Annotated in this window: 21 protein-coding genes; all 21 read right to left on the bottom strand. The window is 40.6% G+C overall.

Annotated features, from left to right (window positions below):
- Positions 1-39 precede the first annotated feature (39 nt).
- Positions 40-1,281, bottom strand: coding sequence for a M16 family metallopeptidase (locus tag KP78_RS11625; RefSeq protein WP_041089148.1), 1,242 nt, complete (start codon positions 1,279-1,281; stop codon positions 40-42).
- Positions 1,282-1,471: 190 nt separating this feature from the next.
- On the bottom strand, positions 1,472-3,592 hold the full coding sequence (gene pnp, locus KP78_RS11620; protein ID WP_041089146.1) for a polyribonucleotide nucleotidyltransferase: 2,121 nt from the start codon (positions 3,590-3,592) through the stop codon (positions 1,472-1,474).
- Positions 3,593-3,810: 218 nt separating this feature from the next.
- Complete coding sequence (rpsO, locus tag KP78_RS11615) at positions 3,811-4,080, bottom strand: 30S ribosomal protein S15 (RefSeq protein ID WP_041089143.1); 270 nt, start codon at positions 4,078-4,080, stop codon at positions 3,811-3,813.
- Positions 4,081-4,207: 127 nt separating this feature from the next.
- Positions 4,208-5,158 (bottom strand): bifunctional riboflavin kinase/FAD synthetase, encoded by a 951-nt coding sequence (gene ribF / locus KP78_RS11610; protein WP_041089141.1) that lies wholly within the window; start codon positions 5,156-5,158, stop codon positions 4,208-4,210.
- A 14-nt stretch (positions 5,159-5,172) separates the two neighbouring features.
- Positions 5,173-6,090: a tRNA pseudouridine(55) synthase TruB gene (gene truB, locus KP78_RS11605; RefSeq protein WP_041089139.1), complete on the bottom strand. Its 918-nt coding sequence runs from the start codon at positions 6,088-6,090 to the stop codon at positions 5,173-5,175.
- A gap of 108 nt (positions 6,091-6,198) precedes the next feature.
- Complete coding sequence (gene rbfA / locus KP78_RS11600; protein ID WP_041089137.1) at positions 6,199-6,549, bottom strand: 30S ribosome-binding factor RbfA; 351 nt, start codon at positions 6,547-6,549, stop codon at positions 6,199-6,201.
- A 38-nt stretch (positions 6,550-6,587) separates the two neighbouring features.
- Positions 6,588-6,866 (bottom strand): DUF503 domain-containing protein, encoded by a 279-nt coding sequence (locus KP78_RS11595; protein ID WP_041089135.1) that lies wholly within the window; start codon positions 6,864-6,866, stop codon positions 6,588-6,590.
- Positions 6,866-9,019 carry a translation initiation factor IF-2 gene (gene infB / locus KP78_RS11590; protein ID WP_041089133.1) on the bottom strand — a complete coding sequence of 718 codons (2,154 nt, stop codon included), beginning with the start codon at positions 9,017-9,019 and terminating at the stop codon, positions 6,866-6,868. Before infB ends, KP78_RS11595 begins: the two co-directional genes overlap by 1 nt.
- Positions 9,020-9,032: 13 nt before the next feature.
- Positions 9,033-9,341 (bottom strand): YlxQ family RNA-binding protein, encoded by a 309-nt coding sequence (locus KP78_RS11585; protein ID WP_041089131.1) that lies wholly within the window; start codon positions 9,339-9,341, stop codon positions 9,033-9,035.
- Positions 9,338-9,622 (bottom strand): RNase P modulator RnpM, encoded by a 285-nt coding sequence (gene rnpM, locus KP78_RS11580; RefSeq protein WP_041089130.1) that lies wholly within the window; start codon positions 9,620-9,622, stop codon positions 9,338-9,340. Before rnpM ends, KP78_RS11585 begins: the two co-directional genes overlap by 4 nt.
- Before the next feature lie 15 nt (positions 9,623-9,637).
- On the bottom strand, positions 9,638-10,762 hold the full coding sequence (gene nusA / locus KP78_RS11575) for a transcription termination factor NusA (protein WP_041089129.1): 1,125 nt from the start codon (positions 10,760-10,762) through the stop codon (positions 9,638-9,640).
- 56 nt (positions 10,763-10,818) lie between these two features.
- Positions 10,819-11,289 (bottom strand): ribosome maturation factor RimP, encoded by a 471-nt coding sequence (gene rimP / locus KP78_RS11570; protein WP_041089127.1) that lies wholly within the window; start codon positions 11,287-11,289, stop codon positions 10,819-10,821.
- 136 nt (positions 11,290-11,425) lie between these two features.
- Complete coding sequence (locus tag KP78_RS11565; RefSeq protein ID WP_041089125.1) at positions 11,426-15,745, bottom strand: PolC-type DNA polymerase III; 4,320 nt, start codon at positions 15,743-15,745, stop codon at positions 11,426-11,428.
- A 244-nt stretch (positions 15,746-15,989) separates the two neighbouring features.
- Positions 15,990-17,705 carry a proline--tRNA ligase gene (locus KP78_RS11560; protein ID WP_041089123.1) on the bottom strand — a complete coding sequence of 572 codons (1,716 nt, stop codon included), beginning with the start codon at positions 17,703-17,705 and terminating at the stop codon, positions 15,990-15,992.
- Between the two features lie 25 nt (positions 17,706-17,730).
- Positions 17,731-18,990 carry an RIP metalloprotease RseP gene (rseP, locus tag KP78_RS11555; protein ID WP_041089121.1) on the bottom strand — a complete coding sequence of 420 codons (1,260 nt, stop codon included), beginning with the start codon at positions 18,988-18,990 and terminating at the stop codon, positions 17,731-17,733.
- A gap of 318 nt (positions 18,991-19,308) precedes the next feature.
- The gene (gene dxr, locus KP78_RS11550) at positions 19,309-20,457 is read right to left on the bottom strand and encodes a 1-deoxy-D-xylulose-5-phosphate reductoisomerase (RefSeq protein WP_041089119.1); all 1,149 of its coding nucleotides are present in this window, start codon (positions 20,455-20,457) and stop codon (positions 19,309-19,311) included.
- 30 nt (positions 20,458-20,487) lie between these two features.
- Positions 20,488-21,276, bottom strand: coding sequence for a phosphatidate cytidylyltransferase (locus KP78_RS11545; RefSeq protein WP_041089117.1), 789 nt, complete (start codon positions 21,274-21,276; stop codon positions 20,488-20,490).
- Entirely contained in the window at positions 21,277-22,068 is a 792-nt protein-coding gene (locus KP78_RS11540; protein ID WP_041089115.1) for an isoprenyl transferase, read from the bottom strand.
- 188 nt (positions 22,069-22,256) lie between these two features.
- Positions 22,257-22,814: a ribosome recycling factor gene (gene frr / locus KP78_RS11535; protein WP_041089113.1), complete on the bottom strand. Its 558-nt coding sequence runs from the start codon at positions 22,812-22,814 to the stop codon at positions 22,257-22,259.
- Complete coding sequence (gene pyrH, locus KP78_RS11530; protein WP_041089111.1) at positions 22,814-23,539, bottom strand: UMP kinase; 726 nt, start codon at positions 23,537-23,539, stop codon at positions 22,814-22,816. Before pyrH ends, frr begins: the two co-directional genes overlap by 1 nt.
- Positions 23,540-23,638: 99 nt before the next feature.
- The gene (tsf, locus tag KP78_RS11525; RefSeq protein WP_041089109.1) at positions 23,639-24,520 is read right to left on the bottom strand and encodes a translation elongation factor Ts; all 882 of its coding nucleotides are present in this window, start codon (positions 24,518-24,520) and stop codon (positions 23,639-23,641) included.
- Positions 24,521-24,563 lie beyond the last annotated feature (43 nt).

Below are 24,563 nucleotides of genomic sequence, written 5' to 3'. Positions count from 1 at the left end.
GTATGATGAGTGTTTCATCATACAGGCTTAAACTAAACATTATACAAACGATTTAGGTTTTATTTCGTTCGGACTAATTAAAGATACGGCAAAGTCATCTGTTAACACTAAATCAGCAACGGATCTCACTGATTCAAGTGATACGCTGTCAATTCGTTCGATCATTTCATCCATAGTTCGGTGGCGATTCAGCATCAGCTCATTTTTGCCATTACGGCTCATACGAGCATTCGTGCTCTCTAAACCAAGCATTAGATTTCCTTTTAATTGTTCTTTCGTATGCATCAGTTCCTTTGCTGTCATACCGTTTTGTTTGAATTTAACAAGGGTTGATTGCAGTGTTTCGTATAAAGAATCCAGCTGATCTACACCTGTCCCTGCGTACACGGTCAGCATTCCACTGTCGTGGTGTGCAGAATGATAAGAGAACACAGAATACGCTAGCCCTCTCTCTTCTCGCACCTCTTGGAATAAGCGTGAAGACATACTGCCGCCTAATACATTGTTCATGACGATTAAGCTGTAGCTGTCTTTATGTCCCAATGGGAGCCCGTCAAATCCAAAGCATAAATGAGCTTGTTCTGTTTCTTTTTTCTTCACTAGATGCTGGCTATGGAAAGAAGGTTTTTCCAAAGTCTGATGACCGTGTGTTTCTCTTTTATAATGTCCAAATAATGCTTCCACTTCTTTAATAAAGGAATCATCAACATTTCCGGCAATCGAAACAACCACCTGATCTGGCGTATACATTTCATAAACATATTTTTTCAACTTTTCTTGAGTAAAAGAGGCGATTGTTTCTGCTGTTCCTAAAATCGGATATCCTAATGGATGTGTTTCATAAACAGCTTCACCTAAAAGATCATGGACAATATCATCTGGTGTATCCTCATACATTTTAATCTCTTCCAATACAACGTTCTTTTCTTTATTGAGCTCAGTTGGGTCAAACTCAGAATTGAAAAACATATCCCCTAATATAGATAAAGCATGCGAAGCGTGATTGTCCAACACTTTCGCATAATAACAAGTGTACTCCTTAGAGGTAAATGCGTTTACCTGCCCCCCAATGCTGTCAAACGCTTCAGCAATTTCTCGGGCACTGCGTTCTTTCGTCCCCTTAAAGAGCATATGCTCTAAAAAGTGAGAAATTCCGTTGTTGTCTTTATCTTCATAGCGTGAACCTGCACCTATCCAAACACCGATTGCAACGGAACGAACCGTAGGGATATTTTCTAGCACAATCCGTAGGCCGTTCTGGCATATGTGACGAGTAATCAAAACAAGCATCCTCCTAGTCTTAGCTGCAAACCCAAAAAGTTAATCGATCAGCAGTCTTAAAAAAGTTTTCATTCCATTGTACTACGTTTTCAAGGTAATTTCATGTTTTTGGATTAATAACCTCAAATAAACAAACAAAAAGCTGGCCATTGTTTTCTTTGGCCAGCTTTTCGGAGACTTTTTTTGCATTTTATTTCTGGGATTGCTCTTCTTTTTCACGTTTTTCACGAATAACTGCTTTACGTGATAAGTTTACACGGCCTTGGTTGTCAATTTCCGTCACTTTCACTTCAATTACATCACCCAATGCTAAAACATCTTCTACTTTATTGGTACGCTCTTCTTGAAGCTCTGAAATATGCACAAGACCGTCTTTACCATTGAAAATTTCTACAAATGCACCAAATTTCTCGATACGTTTTACTTTTCCAAGATAAATTTGTCCTACAACCGCTTCACGTACAATATCTTCAATAATACTTTTCGCTTTGTTATTCATTTCAGAATCAGTTGACGAAATAAAAACCGTTCCGTCTTGCTCGATGTCAATCTTGACGCCTGTTTCTTCAATGATCTTATTAATATGTTTACCGCTTGGTCCAATGACGTCACGGATTTTATCTGGATTAATATGAAGCTGAATAATTTTTGGAGCATAATCAGACAGATCTTTTTTAGGCTCTGCGATTGTTGCAAGCATTGAATCAAGGATATGAATACGTCCGTGCTTCGCTTGAAGTAATGCCTCCTCCAAAATTTCACGTGTCAAACCTTCTATTTTAATATCCATTTGCAGTGCCGTTACACCTTTAGCAGTACCAGCTACTTTAAAGTCCATATCACCAAGGTAATCTTCCATCCCTTGAATATCTGTTAGGATTGTGTAATCTTCACCAGACTTCACAAGACCCATTGCAATACCTGCTACAGGTGCTTTTAACGGAACACCCGCATCCATCATGGCAAGCGTACTTGCACAAATACTCGCTTGAGATGTAGAACCGTTAGATTCTAACACTTCAGAAACAAGACGGATTGTGTATGGGAAGTCTTTTTCATCTGGCATTACTTTTTCTAGTGCACGTTCGCCAAGAGCACCGTGTCCAATTTCACGACGACCCGGTCCACGGATCGGACCAGTCTCCCCTACACTAAATAACGGGAAGTTATAGTGATGCATAAAACGCTTCGACTCCTCTACACCAAGGCCATCCAAAATTTGAACGTCTCCAAGTGCACCAAGCGTGGCAATGCTAAGCGCCTGCGTTTGCCCGCGCGTAAACAGACCTGAGCCGTGCGTTCGAGGCAAAATACCAATCTCTGAAGACAATGGGCGAATCTCATCAGGCTTACGTCCATCCGGACGAATCTTATCCTGCGTAATTTGACGGCGAACTTCTTCTTTCACCATCTTGTCCAGAATCTTTTTAACCTGTTTAATCGTATCTTCTGTTGCTTCTTCTTGAACGAAAACAGCCTGTACTTCGTTTTTAACTTCTGTAATCGCTACGTCACGTGCTTTCTTTTCCTGCGTTTGGATTGCTTGTTTAAGCTTTGAGCCAGCAAGATCCGTGATACGAGCCAGAAGATCCGCATCTAATTCAAACAATGTGATCTCCCTTTTCTCTTTACCGCAGGCAGCAACAATTTCCTCTTGGAAAGCGATTAAGCGTTTAATTTCCTCATGTCCAAACATAATGGCTTCAAGCATTGTTTCTTCCGGAACTTCATAGGCACCTGCTTCTACCATATTAATGGCATGCTTTGTACCCGCAACAGTTAAGTCCATTTCACTTTTTTCCATTTGCTCAATCGTTGGATTAATTATAAATTCACCATCAATCATCCCAACAATAACACCCGCAATTGGTCCGCCAAATGGAATATCAGACACACTTAATGCCAGAGATGAACCGAACATTGCTGCCATTTCCGATGAACAGTTCTGCTCAACACTCATGACCATGCTCATAATTTGAACATCATTACGGAAACCATCTGGGAAAAGCGGACGAATTGGACGGTCAATCAATCGGCTTGCCAAAATCGCACGCTCACTTGGTCGACCTTCGCGTTTAATAAAACCGCCTGGGATTTTACCAACTGCGTATAATCTTTCTTCATAGTTGACCGTTAATGGGAAAAAGTCCAATGGTTTTGGTTCTTTTGAGCCAACAGCAGTACTTAATACAACTGTATCCCCATATCTAATTAGTGCGGCTCCACTTGCCTGTTTTGCTAACTGACCGACTTCCACAGTTAATGTACGTCCAGCCCACTCTATGGAAAATATTTGTTTTTCCTGATCCATTTTGAAACCCCTCTCTTGTCTTCGCTTTGGAGGTGAAAGAGCACTTAATAAAAGCACTCAAAAAACCTATTTATCATCAGGCACATAATGTGCATTATCCACTATGTAGTGTAATCAAAAAATAAATTTTTAAGAGTAAATTCTTTCATTTCAAGTAAATTAATATGTTTTTTTGCTAATAAAAAAGCGGGACAAGTCCCGCTTTTCGACATTCATTCTTATCGGCGTAAGCCAAGTTTGTTGATTAGCTCACGGTAACGAGATACTTCGTTATTACGCAAATAAGTCAACAGATTACGACGGCGACCTACCATTTTAAGTAGTCCGCGACGAGAGTGGTGATCTTTTTTGTGTGTACGCAGGTGCTCGTTTAAGTTGTTGATCTCTTCAGTAAGGATCGCAATTTGTACGTCTGCAGAACCTGTGTCAGATTCATGTGTACGGTATTCTTGGATAAGTTCATTCTTGCGTTCTTGAGTAATAGCCATGTAAATAGCCTCCTATAATATAGTATTTTATCCCCAATTACCGAGCAATCGTTGGAGTGTTCGAATTGCCAAGCAATGGTTCATGTTCATGCGTATTTATAATATCATATCATACACTTCACTGCAACTAGCACTCATATCTGTTAAAGAAATCAAGAGCCGTTTGTTTATCCTTCTCAATTTGAGCCACTAGCTCCTGAATCCCGTTAAAGCGCTGTTCGCTTCTAATCCGCCTATGCCATTCTACCTTTACCTTTTCGCCATAGATGGATTCTGAGAAGTCAAATAGATGTACTTCAACAGATAGTTCTTTTTCTTCAGGTGATTTAAAGGTTGGTTTGTAACCAATATTGCATACGCCATTAAACCACTGCTTATTGACAAATAATCGAACCGAATAGACGCCAGTTGCCGGTATTAACCCTCCGTCAACACATTTAACATTTGCTGTTGGAAAACCGATTTTACGACCTCTTTTATCTCCGTGGACAACTGTTCCTTCCACCTGATAACAATTCCCAAGAAGATTTGCTGCTGATTCAACATCACCAGCTTGAAGCGTCTGGCGAATTCTAGTTGAGCTTATTTTTTCGCTATGATCCTCAAGCTTTTGCTGAGTCGTATAAGTAAACTGCTGTCGCGAATGAAACGGCATCGTTTCCATTGTTCCGCTCCCAAATTTACCATATGTATAATCAAACCCTGCTGTCACATGCTGTGCGTTGAGACCGATTAAATACTGATCAACAAATTCCTGAGGCTCTAAATCAGCTAATTTTGATGTGAATCGAACTACAAAAACATAGTCCAGTCCAAGCTCTTCGAATAATTCTAGCTTTCTCTCAAGTGTAGTCAAGTACGCAACCTCTGTTTTCTTTGAGCTTAATACAACGGAAGGATGCGGATCGAATGTCATGACTGCACTTTTTATTTGATGCTTACGGGCATAATCAATCGCCGTTTGAATAACAGCCTGATGGCCTAAATGCACACCGTCAAAAAAACCAAGCGCTATGGACAGCGGGGGAAAGTCCTGCTTTGTATATGTATGTGGATGATACAGCGTAACAACCTTCATAGAGTATTCCTTTCTCACTCGATCCAAAGAACCTTCGTCGGCTTTATCAACCCCTCTTTGGATGGGTGGCAATGATAAATAGCAAGTGCATGTCCGTTCTCCATAAAAACGACTTGCTCATCTAAAGCTGCAGGCCATTCTTTTGGGAGTGGCAGCACCGCTCCATTTTTCACTTTCTCTGCTACTTTATCACTAATGTCCAATTTCTTCAATTGAGAAACTCCCGCTTCAAGAGGGAACAGGTACTGTTTTACCTCTTCAATTTGATCCGCAATTTTTTCGAGCTGGCTGAGTGTGATGCAATGCTCTTGTGTCATTGCTGCAGAAGAGGTTCTCGTCAGCTTTGACATATGCGCAGGATAGCCCATCGCCTCACCAATCATAACAGCTAACGTTCGAATATAAGTTCCTTTCCCACACGACACATCAAATGAAAAGGTAATCGAATCTTCATTCTGTTTAAAAGAATCTCGAATGATCTTAATTGAATAAATGGTGACGATTCTTGAAGGACGCTCGACTGAAATCCCTTGTCTTGCATATTCGTATAACCGCTTGCCATTCACTTTTACTGCAGAGAACATTGGGGGTGTTTGTTGAATTCTTCCAACAAAACTGTTCAATACAGTGGTAATTTCCTCCACAACCCACTCTTTATCAACAGGTTTTTTATCTACTAGCTCACCAGATGCGTCTTCTGTTGTGGTTGACCAGCCAATGGTAACCTCACCCCTGTAAGATTTTCCTGCATCCGTGATATACTCAGCTACTTTCGTTGCGCGTCCAAGACATATTGGCAGCACACCGTCCACATCCGGATCCAGTGTTCCAGTATGTCCAACCTTTTTCATCTTAAGCAGCTTGCGAACTTTAAAAACACAATCATGCGAGGTCATACCTGCTTCTTTCCATAATGGCAGAATTCCATCCATCTCCATACCTCCTGAATAATTAAATAAAAAAAAGACAGCAGGCTTTCTTAGAAGAAAATATAGCATATCCTCTAAGCATCCAGGAGTACCTGGTTTACCTGCTGCCGTTTATGATTGTTCTCGATCATGGAGATCACGAATCAATGACTCAATGCGATTGCCGTTATCAATGGACTCATCAAATTCAAAAATGATTTCCGGTGTCTTACGGAGACGAATTCGCTGACCGATTTCAGACCGAATAAAGCCTTTCGCTTTTGCCAGACCGCGGAGTGTGTTTTCTCGCTGTTCTTCATCACCTAGAACGGTAATGTATACTGTCGCTTGCTGAAGATCACCTGTTACCTCAACATCCGTTACTGTTACAAATCCTATACGAGGATCTTTAATTTTACGTCCGATGATGTCACCAAGCTCTTTCTTCATCTGCTCTCCAACACGATTAGATCGTAATGACATATTTATTTCACCTCTTTAACTAGAAGGTATCCATCCAATTATAAAAATTCAAGCATCAAGTTGGTACGTTCCCATTCAGGAAATGAATCCATCAGACTTAGTGTACGTTGAATTTCTCGTTCTGCTACTTGTTTTGAGGATGCAACAGCGACAATGGCTATTCCTGCACGCTGCCATGTATCCTGATAATCAATTTCCGAAATGGATACATTATACTTTTGCTTCACCCTAGAAAGAACGCGCTGTAGAACAGCGCGTTTCTCTTTCAGGGAATGGGAATGAGGAAGATGAAACTCACATTCCGCATAGGCGATCATTAACGTTTGATCTCTTCCATAATGAAGGCTTCAAAAATGTCGCCTTCTTTTACATCATTGAAGTTCTTAACGGTAATACCGCACTCATATCCTTTTGCAACTTCTTTCACATCGTCTTTAAAGCGCTTCAATGTATCAAGCTCCCCTTCAAAGATGACAATTCCGTCACGAAGTAAACGAATGCCGCTGTCACGGGTGATCTTTCCTTCCGTTACATAGCTACCTGCAATCGTACCTACTTTCGACACTTTGAAGGTTTGACGAACCTCGGCCTGACCAATCACTTTTTCTTCAAATTCAGGGTCAAGTAAGCCTTCCATCGCCGCTTCAATTTCTTCAATAACTTTGTAAATAATCCGGTGCAGACGAACATCAACCTGTTCCGCATCAGCTGTACGTTTTGCATTGGCATCTGGACGAACATTGAATCCGATTACGATTGCATTCGAAGCTGCTGCCAGTGTAATATCTGATTCTGTAATTGCCCCTACAGCCGTATGAATAATTTTAACATTAACACCTTCAACATCGATCTTCAGTAAAGAAGCAGCAACCGCTTCAACTGAACCTTGAACGTCGCCTTTAACAATGACGTTAAGGTCTTTCATTTCACCTTGCTTCATTTGCTCAAATAAGTTATCAAGGCTAACACGTGTTTTTTCTCCACGCTGTGCTTGAAGAGCCTGTTGAGCTCGTGTTTCACCTATAGAGCGAGCAGTTTTCTCGTCTTCAAATACAACGAAGCGATCACCTGCTAATGGAACATCGTTCAGACCGGTAATTTCTACTGGCGTAGAAGGACCGGCTTCTTTTACACGACGTCCTAAATCGTTGACCATAGCACGAACGCGGCCAAATGTTTTACCAACCACAATCGGGTCTCCTATACGCAGAGTACCGTCTTGGACTAGTAATGTAGCCACTGAACCACGTCCTTTATCAAGCTCAGCTTCAATAACGGTGCCCAGTGCACGTCGTTTTGGATTTGCTTTGTATTCTTCGACCTCACCAACGAGAAGAACCATCTCTAATAGGTTGTCGATCCCTTCACCATTTAATGCAGAGATAGGAACAAAAATTGTCTCCCCGCCCCAAGCTTCAGAAACTAAACCGTGTTCTGTAAGCTCTTGCATAACGCGATCAGGGTTGGCAGAGGGTTTGTCCATTTTGTTTACTGCTACAATAATTGGTACCTCTGCCGCTTTTGCGTGATTAATTGCTTCTACCGTTTGCGGCATTACACCGTCGTCTGCTGCAACAACAAGGATTGTAATATCCGTTACCTTAGCACCGCGAGCACGCATGGTTGTAAACGCTGCATGTCCTGGGGTATCAAGAAAGGTAATTCTTTTATTATTTACAGGCACTTGGTAAGCACCAATATGCTGGGTGATTCCACCTGCTTCACCTTCTGTAATTTTTGTATTACGAATAGAGTCAAGCAAGGTCGTTTTACCATGGTCAACGTGACCCATAATGGTTACAACAGAAGGACGTTCGATTAACGCATCTTCATCATGCTCTTCTTCGAAATACGTTTCAAGATCTGTGCTGTCGATAAGAATTTCTTCCTCTACCTCAACACCATAATCCGTACATAACAATTCAATTGAATCTTTATCAAGCTCTTGGTTGATTGTCGCCATAACACCAAGTAAAAAGAGCTTTTTAATAAGCTCAGAAGGCTCTCGGTGGAGCTTTTTAGCCAGCTCAGCAACGGTTAACGATTCAACAAAAGTGATTTTTTCAGGTAGCTCTCTTGGTTTCATAGGAGTAGGCTGAAATGGTACTTTGTTTGTATTTTTTTGGTTGCGGTTGTTCTTTTGATTGCGATTTCCGCCCTGATTGTTTCGCTGGTTTTGATTACGGTTCCGGTTTTGACCTTGACCGCCGGCTTTCTGATTCCCTTGCCCTGCAGAACGGTTTTCCTGTCCTTGTCCCTTTGGACGATTAGACGTGTTTTCTTGTTTTGCTGCTGGCTGATTAGATGAGTTTTCTTTTGAGTAAGAAGCATCCAATTTCGTGATCGCCTCTCCTTCTAGTGTCGCCATATGGTTAGACACAATAATATTCATATTTTTTAATTTATCGATAATTTCTTTACTGGTGACATTTTGTTTTTTTGCATATTCATATACACGTAATTTACTCATTCGTTCACCCCCGTTAAGATTCATCGAGCAGTGTGATCAGCGATTTCGCAAAGCCTGCATCCATTACAGCAATTGTAACTCTTGCATCCTTTCCAATCGCGTGACCAAGCGTATATCGATCAGGTACCTTGTGAACGGGTACATGATAATGACTGCATTTGTCGAGAATTTTTTTGCTTGTATTCGCTGAGGCATCATTCGAAAGAATTACGAGCTTTGCCTTTTGTGAGCGAACTTCTCTGACGACTAATTCTTCCCCTGAAATCACTTTTCCTGCTCGAGTTGCAAGACCTAATAATGACGTCCATTTGCTTTTCATCATTTCTCGGCCCCTGCTTCTTCCTCTACCAAAGCAAGTAATTCGTCATAAATAGATTCATCGATTTTTGCTTGTAGATGACCAGACAGTATATTCTTTTTTTTCGCTTTTAAAATTGCTTCTTTATCTTTTGATAAATAGGCACCACGACCGGATTTTTTGCCGGTCACATCTATGGAAACGTCTCCTTCTTTTGAACGGACGATTCTCACCATTTCTTTCTTTGTTTTCATTTCATTGGTAGCAATACATTTTCGTAAAGGTATTTTTTTATTTCCTGACATGGATTTTCACCCCTCTTATTCGATGTCATCATCTGAATATTTAAAGGAATTGTCCATTTCTTCCTCTGAAAAAAGCGGCTGATCATCACGTGGGAAAATGCCTAGTTCACGTGCATCTGTTTCACTCTTAATATCAATCTTCCAGCCGGTAAGCTTGGCAGCAAGTCGAGCATTTTGCCCGCGCTTTCCAATGGCAAGAGAAAGCTGGTAATCAGGCACAATCACTGTCGTTGCTTTTTCTTCTTCTCGAACTTGAACATCGACCACTTTAGACGGACTTAATGCATTTGCAACAAATAACTTTGGATCCTCAGACCATTCAACAATGTCAATTTTTTCACCTTTTAGTTCGTTTACAATGGCTTGTACCCTTGAACCCTTCGCACCGACACAAGAGCCGACTGCATCAACTTCTTCATTATCTGAGTAAACAGAGATTTTTGAACGGTCCCCAGCTTCGCGTGATACCGATTTAATCTCAACTGTTCCATCAAAAATTTCAGGAACCTCTACTTCAAATAAGCGTTTCAAAAGACCAGGATGTGTTCTAGACACAAAAATTTGAGGCCCTTTCGTTGTGCGTTCAACCTTTGTAATATAAACTTTGATACGGTCATGTGGCTTGTAGCTCTCATTTGGCATTTGTTCATTCAATGGAAGCAAGGCCTCTATTTTGCCAAGTGCAACATAAATAAAGCGATGATCCTGACGCTGGACAATTCCAGTCATAATATCGTCTTCACGATCAACGAACTCAGTGTAGATAATGCCTCTTTCTGCTTCACGAACACGCTGAGTAACGACTTGCTTAGCTGTTTGTGCAGCAATTCGCCCAAAATTACGAGGTGTCACCTCAAGCTCAACAATGTCCCCAATATCAAACCCAGGGTCAATTTCATGTGCATCCTCGAGGGAGATTTCGAGTCGGGAATCAAACACTTCATCCACAACTTCTTTCCTTGCAAACACCCTCATGGAACCATTGTCCAAATTGAGATCCACACGAACATTTTGCGCCTGATTAAAATTACGTTTATAGGCAGAAACCAATGCTGCTTCAATTGCATCAACTAAAACATCCCGGTTTATGCCTTTCTCTTTCTCTAAGAATGTAAGAGCATCCAACAACTCTGTACTCATTAGATTGTCATCTCCCTTCCGTTCCCTTATGTAAGGGGAGTTCCCGTGATCCTTACCTAGGAAAAGGAAACAGCTAGTCTTGCTTTCGCGACTTTTTCCTTAGGAATCGTTACATTTTTCTTTCTAGTTTTAATCTTTACTGCTACTCCCAGTGTTATGCCATCATAAGACTCGAGAATACCTTCAAATTCCTTCATTCCGTCAATTGGTTCATATGTTTTAATATAAACATTTTTACCTATTGCTTTTAGAAAGTCTCTTTCCTTTTTCAATGGGCGTTCAGCACCTGGTGATGATACCTCGAGGAAGTAGTTCTGCTGGATCGGATCCAGTTCATCAAGCTTTTCACTTAAGCGTTCACTGACTATCCCGCATTCTTCAATGTCTACCCCAGCTTCTTTATCAATAAATACTCTTAAGAACCAATTTGATCCTTCTTTTGCGAATTCTACTTCTACAAGTTCAAGGTCCAAGTCATCAAGAATGGGTGTCACCAATGTTTCAACGAGTTCATTAATTTTACTCATCGTTTCCTCCATTATTCTTTGAAAAATGTCTGAAACAACACAAAAGAGCGGGCGGGACCCACTCTTTTGACGTCAGAGTTATCAGTAGTATTTCCAAAAGTAATATTACCATATATTAAACATTGATGCAAATGGATCAGAACAAAGATAACTGGTTCTGATCAGGCATTCCATCAAGGCATCCCTGCGAATCGAGATACTCGATTATCGTCTTTGATACCTTGCCTCTCTTCTGCAAATCCTCTTTAGATAAAAATTCCCCTTGCTCTCTCGCTGCAACAATATTAAGTGCCGCATTCGTTCCAAGCCCAGGTATCGCATTAAATGGAGGAATAAGACTATTTCCTTCAATGATAAAGTTTTTGGCATCTGATTTATACAAATCTACCTGTGTAAAAGAATAGCCTCTCTCGCACATTTCAAGACAAAGCTCAAGCACCGTCAGCAAACTCTTTTCTTTTGGAGCTGCATCAAGCCCCTTTGCATTAATCTCTTCAATTTTTGATTTTATCGCTTGAGAGCCTGCTTTCATTGCTTCAAGATCGAAATCCTCTGCCCGTACAGTAAAGTATGCTGCATAGTAAAGCTGTGGATGGTGAACTTTAAAATACGCAATACGTACTGCCATCAATACATATGCTGCGGCGTGGGCTTTCGGAAACATATATTTGATTTTTTTACAGGAATCGATATACCAGTCAGGCACTTCATTTTTCTTCATTTCTTCCTCAAATTCAGGAGACAAGCCCTTCCCCTTACGAACAGACTCCATAATTTTAAAAGCAAGTGAAGGTTCAAGACCCTGATAGATTAAATAAACCATGATGTCATCACGACAGCCAATTACGTCAGATAGCTCGCAAATGCCATTATGAATGAGCTCCTGTGCGTTTCCAAGCCATACATCTGTTCCGTGGGATAGCCCTGAGATCTGTACAAGCTCGGAAAAGGTGGTTGGTTTTGTGTCTTCAAGCATTTGTCTTACAAAACGGGTACCAAACTCCGGTATTCCCAATGTACCTGTTTTACACAAAATCTGATCTTCCGTAACCCCTAGTGATTCGGTTCCACTAAAGATTTTCATGACTTCCGGGTCATCTGTAGGAATCGTTTTTGGATCAATTCCTGAAAGATCCTGCAGCATACGAATAACGGTTGGATCATCGTGGCCAAGAATATCCAGCTTTAACAAATTGTCATGGATAGAATGGAAGTCAAAGTGAGTCGTTTTCCATCCTGACTTATTATCATCGGCCGGGAACTGAATTGGTGAAAAGTCATAAATATCCATATAATCTGGAACAACGATAATTCCTCCCGGATGCTGTCCGGTTGTCCGCTTAACTCCTGTACATCCTTGAACGAGCCGTTCAACCTCCGCTCCTCGGAATTGAAGATTTCGATCATTTGCATACCCTTTGACATATCCAAAGGCTGTTTTATCCGCTACCGTGCCTATAGTTCCAGCCCGGTATACATAATCTTCACCAAACAGTTCCTTCGTGTAGTTATGGGCAACCGGCTGATATTCACCGCTAAAGTTCAAATCAATATCAGGTACTTTATCTCCTTTAAAACCTAGGAAGGTTTCAAATGGAATGTCCTGGCCATCCTTCGTGTATGGAATATGACAGTCTGGACAATCTTTATCCGGTAAATCGAAACCTGAACTAACAGAGCCATCATTAAAGAATTCAGATTTCTTGCATGATGAACAAACATAATGGGGAGGCAGCGGGTTTACTTCTGTAATTTCTGTCATCGTGGCGACAAATGATGACCCGACAGATCCACGGGAACCAACCAGATATCCGTCAATCAGCGATTTTTTCACAAGCTTGTGTGAAATCAAATAAATAACAGCGAAGCCATGTCCAATAATGCTTTTCAATTCTTTTTCAAGACGGGCTTCTACAATTTCAGGCAGATCTTCACCATATATGCTTCGTGCCATGTTATAGCTCATTTCACGCATTTCTTCATCTGCACCTTCGATTTTTGGTGTATACAAGTCGTCCTTAATCGGTTTTATATCCTTAATACGTTCACTAATCGCGTTCGTATTTGTTACGACAATTTCTTTTGCCTTCTCTTGTCCTAAGAATGAAAATTCATCAAGCATTTCATTTGTTGTTCTGAAATGGACATCCGGTAGCTCGTGACGATTAAGCGGATTGGCTCCTCCTTGAGAAGAAATCAATATCGTTCGATAAATCTTATCGTTTTCATTTAAATAATGTACATTTCCCGTTGCTACTACTGGAATATCGAGCTTTTCTCCAAGGTCAACTATTTTTTTCATGATCTCTTCAAGGTTTTGTTCGTCACGAACAAGTTCCTGCTCAATTAAATGTTTATACGCTGGCTTAGGCTGAAGCTCTATATAGTCATAGAAGGATGCCGTTTCTTCTACCTCTTCAGGTGATTTTTGCATCATTCCTCCAAAAACTTCCCCTTTTTCACAAGCAGAACCGATCAACAGGCCTTCACGATACTTTTGAAGGATCGATCGAGGAATTCTTGGAACACGGAAGAAGTAATTTAAATGGGAGATAGATACAAGCTTAAAAAGGTTTTTTAATCCAACTTCCGTTTCAGCCAGAATAGTTACGTGACTAGGCCGAGCACGTTTAAATGCTTCCCCGACTCCCATATAATTATTTAACTCATTATGACGATGAATTTCTTTTTCTTGAGCGCTTTTCAGCATCTTCGCTAAGATATATCCTGTCGCTTCCGCATCGTATATAGCACGGTGATGCTGCGTAAGTTCTACTTCAAATTTCTTGGCAAGCGTGTTCAATCGATGGTTTTTCATCTCCGGATGCAAAAACCTTGCAAGCTCTAATGTATCGATAACCGGATTTGTTGCTTTACCAAGACCAATTCTGCGGTAGCCGACATTCAAAAATCCCATATCGAATGAAGCATTGTGCGCAACTAAAATATCGGCTTTCGCCCATTCATGAAAATCTTTCAGCACTTGCTCGATTTCAGGAGCATTTTTTACCATGTCATCTGTGATACCCGTTAAATTGATGGTGGTCGCGGATAAAGGATGATGCGGATTGGCAAATCGTTCGAATTTGTCTATGATTTCACCACCGTGGATTTTCACGGCCGCAAGTTCAATAATTTTATCATAAACGGCAGATAGACCTGTTGTTTCTACGTCAAAAACAATGTAATTTGCGTCTTCTAAAAGCACATCAGCATCGTTATAAGCAATCGGAACTCCATCATCAACCAAATTGGCTTCTAATCCATACAGAATTTTCACACCGTTTTTCTTACCGGCACTATAAGCTTCTGGGAAAGACTGGGCTACAGCATGGTCTGTAATGGCGATCGCTTTGTGTCCCCATTTTGCCGCTTGACCGACAAGGCTTGAAACGGAAGATACTGCATCCATTTGACTCATCGGTGTATGCAAGTGAAGTTCTACACGTTTTTCATCTTCAGGCGCAGTGTCTTGTCTCAAATTTGGCTGTATTTCCATTACATCCTGGGCAATCATCACCAAGTCACGAACAAATGTATCGTTCTGAATGGAGCCTTTTGCTCGAACCCACATTCCTTTTTTCACTTGATTCATAATCACTGCGTCTTCTTTATCACGCGAGAACATTTTCACAAGAATTGAATCTGTGTAATCCGTCACCTTAAAGGTTAATAATGACCGCCCGCTTCTAAGCTCTTTAACTTCTGCATCGAAAATTAGTCCCTGGATCGCAATTTTGCGTTCTTCATCATGAATGGTACGTATTTCCACGGGTTCTTCCGGTTTAATAGAATAACCAATTGAAACAGGACCGGTCGGAGCATCGCTTTGCGCATTTGCCTCTTCTTTTCTCTGCATCTCAATCAACGCTTGTTTCGCCCATGCTTCTTCTTCTTTCTTTTTGGACTGAACAAACGCTTCATATTCTTCTGTTGAATTCGTCTCGCTTACCTCTGTTTGAAGAGTAAGCGGAGGAAAACCATAAAGAGAAAATGCCGAGCATAGTGTGTCTGCATATTTTCGTTTAATTTGCATACCTTCCGTTTCGTTAGAGACAGAAACAGTAATTCGATTGCCATTAATTATAGGTTTTTGCTTCGTTAACAGGGAGAGCAAAGGAGGTGAAATCCCTTGAAGCTCCTGCAGGCAAGTTTCCCAATAGTCTAAAATGCGTTCTTGGTCAAATTCTCCGCCAACCGTGCGGAATGAGTAGTTTACATTTGCAACGTGCTGAAATGATTGCCTAAGACGCTTTGTAAATTCTATGATCAGGTTACTTGGTACTATTTGTTTTATTAAGAAATGAAAATGCCATGTTTTCGATGCTTTATGAATGGATAGACGATCGATCTCAGCTTCTTCGAAATGGCGTGCATATAGATCTTCTGTAAGCTCCAGCTGAGTCAAGAGGAGCCGAAACTTTTCTCTTTTAGTTAATTCGATTGACTGGGTCATCTTCTACCCTCCTTATATTAATCCGATCATGTGGTATTTCGAGGTTAAATCTCCTTGCACCTCTCGACAAATATATACAATGATGAGAGCTTCATGATTCTTGACTAGCTGGACGGGATTGATGCTCGACTGTAATGTAGCAAAAAGCACACGTCTATCAAGTCTGATCGGATTGATCTCGCTTTCCAATTAACAAAGGCTGGCACCTTTGTGCGCCAGCCTTTGCCTCACATTATAGTATGGGTTAAATATTCGAGAGCTGACGGAAAATATCCTGTAATTTATCTGTCAATTCTTCCTTTTGGACCTCGTATGTTTCACCTGTCTTACGGATTTTCACTTCTACAATTCCTTCAGACGCTTTTTTACCGACTGTAATCCGTACTGGTAAACCAATTAAATCAGAGTCAGCGAATTTCACTCCTACTCGCTCTGTCCGGTCATCCAGTAGTACATTGTAGCGGTAATCAGTCAATAGCTTGTATAGTTCTTCTGAGACTTGAACTTGCGTCTCATCCTTCATATTGACTGCAATAATATGAAGGTTGTATGGAGCAATATTAACGGGCCACACAAGACCATTGTCATCATTAAATTGTTCAGCTATTGCAGCCACCGTTCTTGATACACCGATACCATAACAGCCCATAATCATCGGCTTGGCACGTCCATTTTCATCAAGGATTGTTGCATTCATTGCTTCACTATATACCGTACCTAGCTTAAACACGTGTCCGACTTCAATCCCTTTTGCAAATTGAATCGTGCCATTTCCATCTGGAGAAGGATCACCCTCAATAACAAAGCGAAGATCATCAAACTTTTTAACAGAAAAATCGCGATCTAGCTGAACATGTTTATAATGAGTTCCTTCTTCATTTGCCCCGCAAACAATATCGCCCAAAAACTTAACCGCATTGTCAGCAATCACTTCAATACTCTCTGGAACTTGAACTGGTCCAATGGACCCCACGTTTACGCCGAGCCATTTAACGGTTTCTTCAGGGGTAGCTAGCTCCACTACCTTTGCGTTCATTACGTTTTTAACTTTTATATCGTTTACTTCATGATCTCCACGAACTAGTACAAGGACTGGCTTTTCGTCAACAATAAACAGCATCGATTTAACAGTTTCTTGCTGATCCACCTGAAGAAAATCAGCCACATCAGCAATCGATTTTTTATCAGGAGTCTCTATCCGGGCCATTTTTTGGCCACTATGTTTTCTTTGTTCATACTCAACCGTAACGGCAGCCATTTCAAGGTTAGCTGCGTAGTCGGATGAATCGGAGTACGCAATTGTATCCTCGCCTATTTCAGAAAGCACCATGAATTCATGATTGTCTTTCCCTCCAATGGCTCCTGAATCAGCCAAAACAGCCCGAAAATTCAAGCCACAGCGTCTGAAAATATTTGAATAAGCGGTAACCATAAGATCATAGGCTTCATCCAAACTCTTTTGATCACTATGGAAGGAATATGCATCCTTCATAAGAAATTCTCTGCCACGAAGCAATCCAAACCTTGGTCGTTTTTCGTCTCTGAATTTTGATTGTATTTGGTAAACAGTGAGTGGTAACCTTTTATATGATTTTATCTCATCTCGAATTAAGCTTGTAACCATTTCCTCATGGGTTGCACCGAGAGCAAATTCACGATTATGACGATCTGTCATTCTCATTAATTCTGGTCCGTACGAAGCCCATCTACCAGACTCTTGCCAAAGCTCTGCTTGCTGAAGAGCCGGCATTAACATCTCGACTCCACCTGCAGCATCCATTTCTTCACGAACGATTGCTTCAACTTTTTGGAGAACTTTTCGTCCTAACGGCAGGAAAGAGTATATACCACTTGTATTTTGACGAATAAATCCTGCACGCAGCAATAATTGATGACTTTTCACATCCGCATCTGCTGGAACTTCACGCAGTGTTGGAATTAACGTTTGACTTTGCTTCATTGTTAGCACCTCTGCTCAAAATAAATTACTGTAAAAAGAATCGCTGTATATCATTCCATGTAACCACGATCATTAATACCATTAGAAGTGCAAATCCAATAAAGTGGACCATTCCTTCTTTTTGACGATCGATCGGTTTTCCACGAAGAGCTTCCACTGCGAAAAACAACAGTCTTCCTCCGTCCAAAGCAGGAAGAGGGAGAAGGTTCATGATACCTAAATTGATGCTTAAAATAGCACCCCATCGCATTAAGTTGTAGATCCCTGATTCTGCAACAATCTCTGTAGATTTATATATACCGACCGGTCCTGATAATGCGTCAATGGTAAACTGACCTGTTACTAGCTGACCTAGCAGCCTGAAAATTTCAACCGTCCAGAAATATGTTTGCTCAGCACCGAATTGAACAGCTTGTATTGGTGACTTTTCAATCGGACTGTATACTCCAATCATGCCTACTTCTGCATCCTCAAATTGTTGAGCTTTCGGTGTCACTGGAATTGACAATGATTGTCCATCACGATCTATGTTCATGATAACTTCTTCATTCGGACTTTGCTGAATAATCGCAGTTATGTCTGACCATTCTTCGATTGATTCACCATTTATTTGCAATACACGGTCACCCTCTAGGAGACCAGCTTCTTTTGCAGCGCCATCTTCAATTAAAGTACCCAGCTCAGGTTCATTTGTAGGTGTACCATTAAGTAATGCGATAAACATAAAAACAAAAAACGCTAGAACAAAATTCATCATAGGACCTGCAAAAATAGTCATTGTCCGCTGTCCAAGACGTTTTGATGCAAATTGACGATCCCAAGGAGCAATTTGGGACTCTACTTCATCTTCAACAAATACTGCATTTCGTGCAATTCGGAAGATTTGTAGCTCTTCTTCTCCCTCTTCGTACCCTTTAATAAACAGTTCTTTTTCAATATCAGCCTCAGCAACTTCAATTACATGGAGGTTGGGGTAACGATCTTTATTATTGACGACCATTTTTTGAACGGTGTTATCTTCATTTAAAATAAGGCCCACTCGAAAACCAGGCTTTAAATCCACCATTTCATGGTCTTCTCCAGCCATGCGAACGTAACCGCCGATTGGAAGTAACCTGATTGTATATTGTGTCTCATTACGTTTAAACGCCAATATCTTAGGACCCATTCCAATCGCAAATTCACGGCACAAAATCCCTGCACGTTTTGCAAAAACAAAATGACCAAGCTCATGGAAAAAAACAAGCGCTCCGAAAATGACGATAAATGCTATGACCGTATTCATTGTCACAACCACCTTTATTATTTAGGCTATGTTAAAGATCATTGTTGATTTTTGCACGATTTTGATTGGAGCGAAAGGCGTGAGACTCCTGCGGGAGAAGCGAGTCAATGGGAGAACCCCGCAGGCGCATAGCGCCGAAGAGCGACAGAGCGTCCGCGGAAAACGAACGCCTGAAGCGGAAATCAACAGGCGAGTTTAACAGAGCCAGTATTTATAAACCATAAGACGAATGGAGCGGCTTTGCAATATTCAAATCCCCATTCATTTTATTATCCTCACTTATTGTAACACGTTCAAAAAGAGCGGGGTAATTTTTCATCACGGTTTAAAGGAGAGAACTCGATGTCTCGTTTCCTTATCAACCTCAAGAATGGTTGAAAGATCAGGATTTTGAATTAGCTGATGCTCATGCATGGCTCGTTCAATCATATCCTCGATTTCTAAAAAGCTGATTTTCCCTTGAAGGAATGCAGCAACAGCTGATTCATTCGCTGCATTTAATACTGTGGGCATCGTTCCACCAATTCGTCCCGCTTCATAGGCAAAACCCAAACAGCGAAACCGATCAAAATCCATTGATTGAAAATGCAGCTTACCAATGTCTTCTAAACGTAATCTTGTTGCGTCTTTTAAGGGCAATCGATCCGGGTATGTAAGTGCATATTGAATCGGAACCCTCATATCAGGTGTTCCAAGCTGAGCCATCACACTGCTGTCATGAAATTCGATCATTGAATGAATGATGCTTTCCCTGTGAAGAAGTACATCAATTTGATCATATGGCAAAGCGAACAGCCAATGCGCTTCAATCACTTCTAATCCTTTATTCATCATGCTTGCTGAATCGATCGTTATTTTTGCACCCATTGACCAATTGGGATGTTTTAGAGCATCCTCTACAGTAACTGTTTTTAATTCAGCCCTTGTTCGATCTCTAAAGCTTCCCCCAGATGCCGTAATGACCAACCTTTCAATGTTTTTTTTATATTCACCCTGAAGTGCCTGAAAGATCGCTGAATGCTCACTGTCAACTGGCAGGATATTAACCGCGTGCTTTCTCGCTGCTTCCATTACCAGGTGTCCAGCTGTTACTAACGTTTCTTTATTTGCAATGGCGATCGTTTTTTTCGCTTCTATTGCTTTCATAGTAGGCTCAAGCCCAATGCTTCCAAGGACCGCATTGACGACAACCTCAGCTTGATCATATGTAGCAACCGCAATTAATCCTTCCAGCCCGAACATAATTTTCGTACCAGTGGGCAGTTCAGAAGAAAGTATCAATGCATCTTCTTTATTTTGCACAGATACTAACGCAGGTTTAAACTCCATAATTACCGATCTCGCAACATCCAAATTCTTTCCTACAGAAAATGCTACTAATGAAAAAGCATGAGGGTGCTGACGAATGACATCGAGGGTTTGTATGCCAATCGAACCCGAAGCACCCATTAAACTTATTTTTTTCATTGCCAAACCTCCAAATTAAAATACCTGTAACTATACAATTTGCAAAATGTGTAATAAAGGAAGAACAAACAACAAGCTATCAAATCGATCCAATAGCCCCCCGTGTCCAGGTAATATGTTGCCTGAATCCTTTACGCCATAATGACGCTTTAATGCAGATTCAACCAGATCTCCTAACTGGCCAAATATTGATAAAATGACGGTTGCAATCAGAAGGTACCAAATTGGTAGGCCTAGCGGTACAAAAAGAGCGAATACAACGGCAAATACAATCGCTGATAATATTCCTCCAATGAATCCTTCTACTGTTTTGTTTGGACTAATGTCAGGCCAAAGCTTTCGGCGTCCAAATGACCTTCCCACGAAATAAGCTCCTGAATCTGTTGTCCAAATAACTAACAAAGAATAAATGACAAACTGGATGCCCTCATCTCTTGTTTCAATAAAATAATAAAATCCAATCCCAACATACAGCATTGCAAAAATCGAAAATGCTGCGTCATCAAACGTAAATCGATTTTTTTTCGCTACCGTATAAATTAAAAGGAGAAGTACTGCAAATAATGCAGTTTCAATTTTTGTGTAATTTAATCTGTTTAAAATTTCATAATACTCATCAGGCAGTAAAAACACCCAGAGCGTTATAATGGAAATCGCACCCGGAATTGACAACACTTTTATAGACCGCATTTTCAAAACCTCTTGTAATGCGATCGTAGCAATAACATATGTACCAATAACAAAGAGCATTCCACCGATCCATACAATCGGCAGAAACAGCCCTCCCGCAATAATACCTGTAATAATTCTCTGCTTCATCTACGATTCCTCGCTTTTCAGTCCGCCAAATCGTCTACTGCGACTTTGATAGGCTTCGATCGCTTCAAGCAAATGCTGTTCACTAAAATCAGGCCATAATACATTTGTAAACCATAATTCTGCATACGCAACTTGCCAAAGCATAAAATTACTTAATCTTATTTCACCGCTTGTCCGAATAAGTAAATCCGGATCCGATAAATGACCTGACATTAAATAGGAAGAAAACAATTTCTCATCAATTTGATGAATGTTCAGTTCACTGTTTTGAACTTCCAAAGCAATATTTTTAACTGCAGACAATATTTCTGATCGGCTGCCGTAATTAAAAGCAAAATTCAAAATTAGTCCATCATTATGAGACGTTTCTTTAACCGCATGGCTTATCGCTTTTATTGTATGTGACGGGATTAGGGATTGATCTCCCATCATTTGCACCTGAACATTTTCTTCAACAAGTTCAGGCAAAAATGAGCCTAAAAACTCCTCAGGTAGTTTCATTAAATAATCAACTTCAAGTTTAGGCCGCTTCCAATTTTCTGTCGAAAACGCATATAACGTTAATTCCTTAACTCCCAGACGATTTGCTAATCTTGTAATTTTACGTACCGTTTTCATTCCTTCGTGATGACCCGCTATTCTTGGAAGAGCTCTTTTCTTTGCCCATCTTCCATTCCCGTCCATAATAATCGCAATATGTTTAGGAATTTCACATTGCATGCAATCATTTATTCGATCTTCAAGGGTGCCCAGCTCTTTCGTGGACTTCCATATTTTCATTTTATCGAGCATTGTACATCCCCCATACAGTAATTGGCATGAAATCATGCTCTTCCTATCATAACAAATTTTCTAGCAGAAATGTCTATTCTCATTTAAAACCTACGTATATCATAATGTTAATTGTGACTGTTTTCAAACATAACGATAATTTATAAACAAGAAAGCCCCCTATTGAATAGAGGGCTTTCCAAGGAATCTTATACTTCCAGTATTTCCTTCTCTTTTTCTTTTGCTAGCTCATCAATTTTGGATATATGAAGATCCGTCATTTTTTGTACGTCATCATTATAGCTGCGCAGCTCATCTTCTGTAATTTCACTGCTTTTCTCTAGCTTTTTAAGTTCATCATTTGCATCGCGACGCACATTACGTACTGCAACCTTAGCTTCTTCCGCCTCTTTTTTAACCTGTTTCGCAAGGTCTTTGCGACGCTCTTCTGTAAGGGCAGGAATGGTGATACGAATGAGCGATCCATCATTTGATGGGTTCAGTCCAAGATCCGATTTTTGAATAGCCTTTTCGATATCCCCAAGAATCGTTTTATCGTAAGGAGTAATTTGAATCAGTCGAGCTTCCGGAACAGTGATTGAAGCTACTTGATTAATCGGTGTTGGTGCTCCGTAGTAATCAACCGTAAGTTTATCAAATAGTGATGCACTTGCACGACCTGCACGAATAGAAGCTAGCTCTCGCGAAAAAGCTTGAACCGCTTTATCCATTTTATCTTTTGTTTGATCAATTGTTTGTTTCGTCATCACGCTTTCCCCCTGACAATTGTGCCGATTGGTTCTCCCAATGCAGCTCGTTTGATATTTCCATTCTCCATAATTGAGAATACTATGAGTGGAATGTCGTTGTCCATACAAAGAGATGATGCAGTAGAGTCCATGACAGCTAATCCTTCACGAAGCACATCCAAGAATGTTAATTCATCATACTTTACTGCAGTGCTATCAATCTTAGGATCAGCAGAATAAACGCCATCAACATTGTTTTTCGCCATAAGAATCACTTCTGCTTCAATTTCAGCAGCTCGTAACGCAGCTGTTGTATCTGTTGAAAAATATGGATTTCCAGTTCCAGCAGCAAAGATGACAACTCTTTTTTTCTCCAGGTGACGGATCGCTTTTCTGCGAATGTAAGGCTCAGCTACCTGACGCATTTCAATAGATGATTGAACACGCGTTTGAACACCTAAATTTTCAAGGCTGTCCTGTAACGCCAAAGAGTTCATCACTGTAGCCAGCATACCCATATAATCGGCAGATGCACGGTCCATACCCATTTCACTACCGATCTTGCCTCTCCAAATATTCCCGCCGCCTACAACAACAGCTACTTCAACTCCAAGCTCAGCCAGCTCTTTTACTTGTTCAGCAACTGACTTAATAATCGGAGGATGAATACCAAATCCGGTATCCCCCGCTAAAGCTTCTCCACTTAATTTTAATACCACACGTTTATATTTTGATTCGCTCATGAGATCCTCCTTATGTATGTTTTATTCCAAAAAATAGGGAACACTAAGTGTCCCCCATTAGTAAGAGTACCATCAATGAAAAGATGAACTTCACTTTTATTATTTTTTAACCTGGCTCATTACTTCAGCAGCAAAGTCATCTTGACGTTTTTCAATACCTTCTCCAACTTCGTAACGAACAAAGTCAGTCAAAGTAGCATTTTTAGTTTCGAGGAATTTACGAACTTTTTGGTCCGGGTCTTTTACAAAAGGCTGATCAAGGATACAAATCTCTTCAAAATATTTGCTGAGACGTCCTTCTACCATTTTCGCAACGATGTTTTCAGGCTTTCCTTCTTCAAGAGCCTGTTTCGTTAACACTTCACGCTCACGATCCACTTCTTCTTGAGACACTTGGTCGCGAGAAACATATTTAGGGTTAAGTGCAGCTGCGTGCATAGCTACATCTTTCGCAGCAGCAGCATCTGTTGTTCCTTCAAGAACAGCTAGTACACCAATGCGTCCACCCATATGAAGGTACTCACCAAATGCATCATTGTCACCCTTAGTGCGAATAGCAAAACGACGAAGTGTTAATTTTTCACCAATTTTAGAAATCGCATTGTTGATTTGCTCAGCAACAGTGTTTCCATTTTCCATTTTTTGCTCAAGCGCCTCTTCAACCGTTTCAGGTTTGTTCGCTAACAAATGAGCACCTAATTCTTTCACAAGAATTTGGAAGCCTTCGTTTTTAGCAACGAAGTCTGTTTCAGCATTAACTTCAAGAATTACTGCTGTGTTTCCTTCACTTACGATGTAAGTAGAGCCTTCTGCTGCGATACGATCAGCTTTTTTAGCTGCTTTAGCAATTCCTTTTTCACGTAGGAAATCGATCGCTTTGTCCATATCCCCTTCTGTTTCTTGAAGAGCTTTTTTGCAGTCCATCATTCCTGCACCCGTTTTTTCACGAAGTTCTTTAACCATTTGAGCTGTAATTGTCATGTGGAAACTTCCTCCTTCAATCGCATTATGTTTCTTTAATTTC

Origin of the sequence: Jeotgalibacillus soli (genome assembly GCF_000829435.1) — a bacterium.
Taxonomy (GTDB): domain Bacteria; phylum Bacillota; class Bacilli; order Bacillales; family Jeotgalibacillaceae; genus Jeotgalibacillus; species Jeotgalibacillus soli.
The sequence above is the reverse complement of the archived record's forward strand: the minus strand, read 5'-3'. Positions and strand labels throughout refer to the sequence as shown.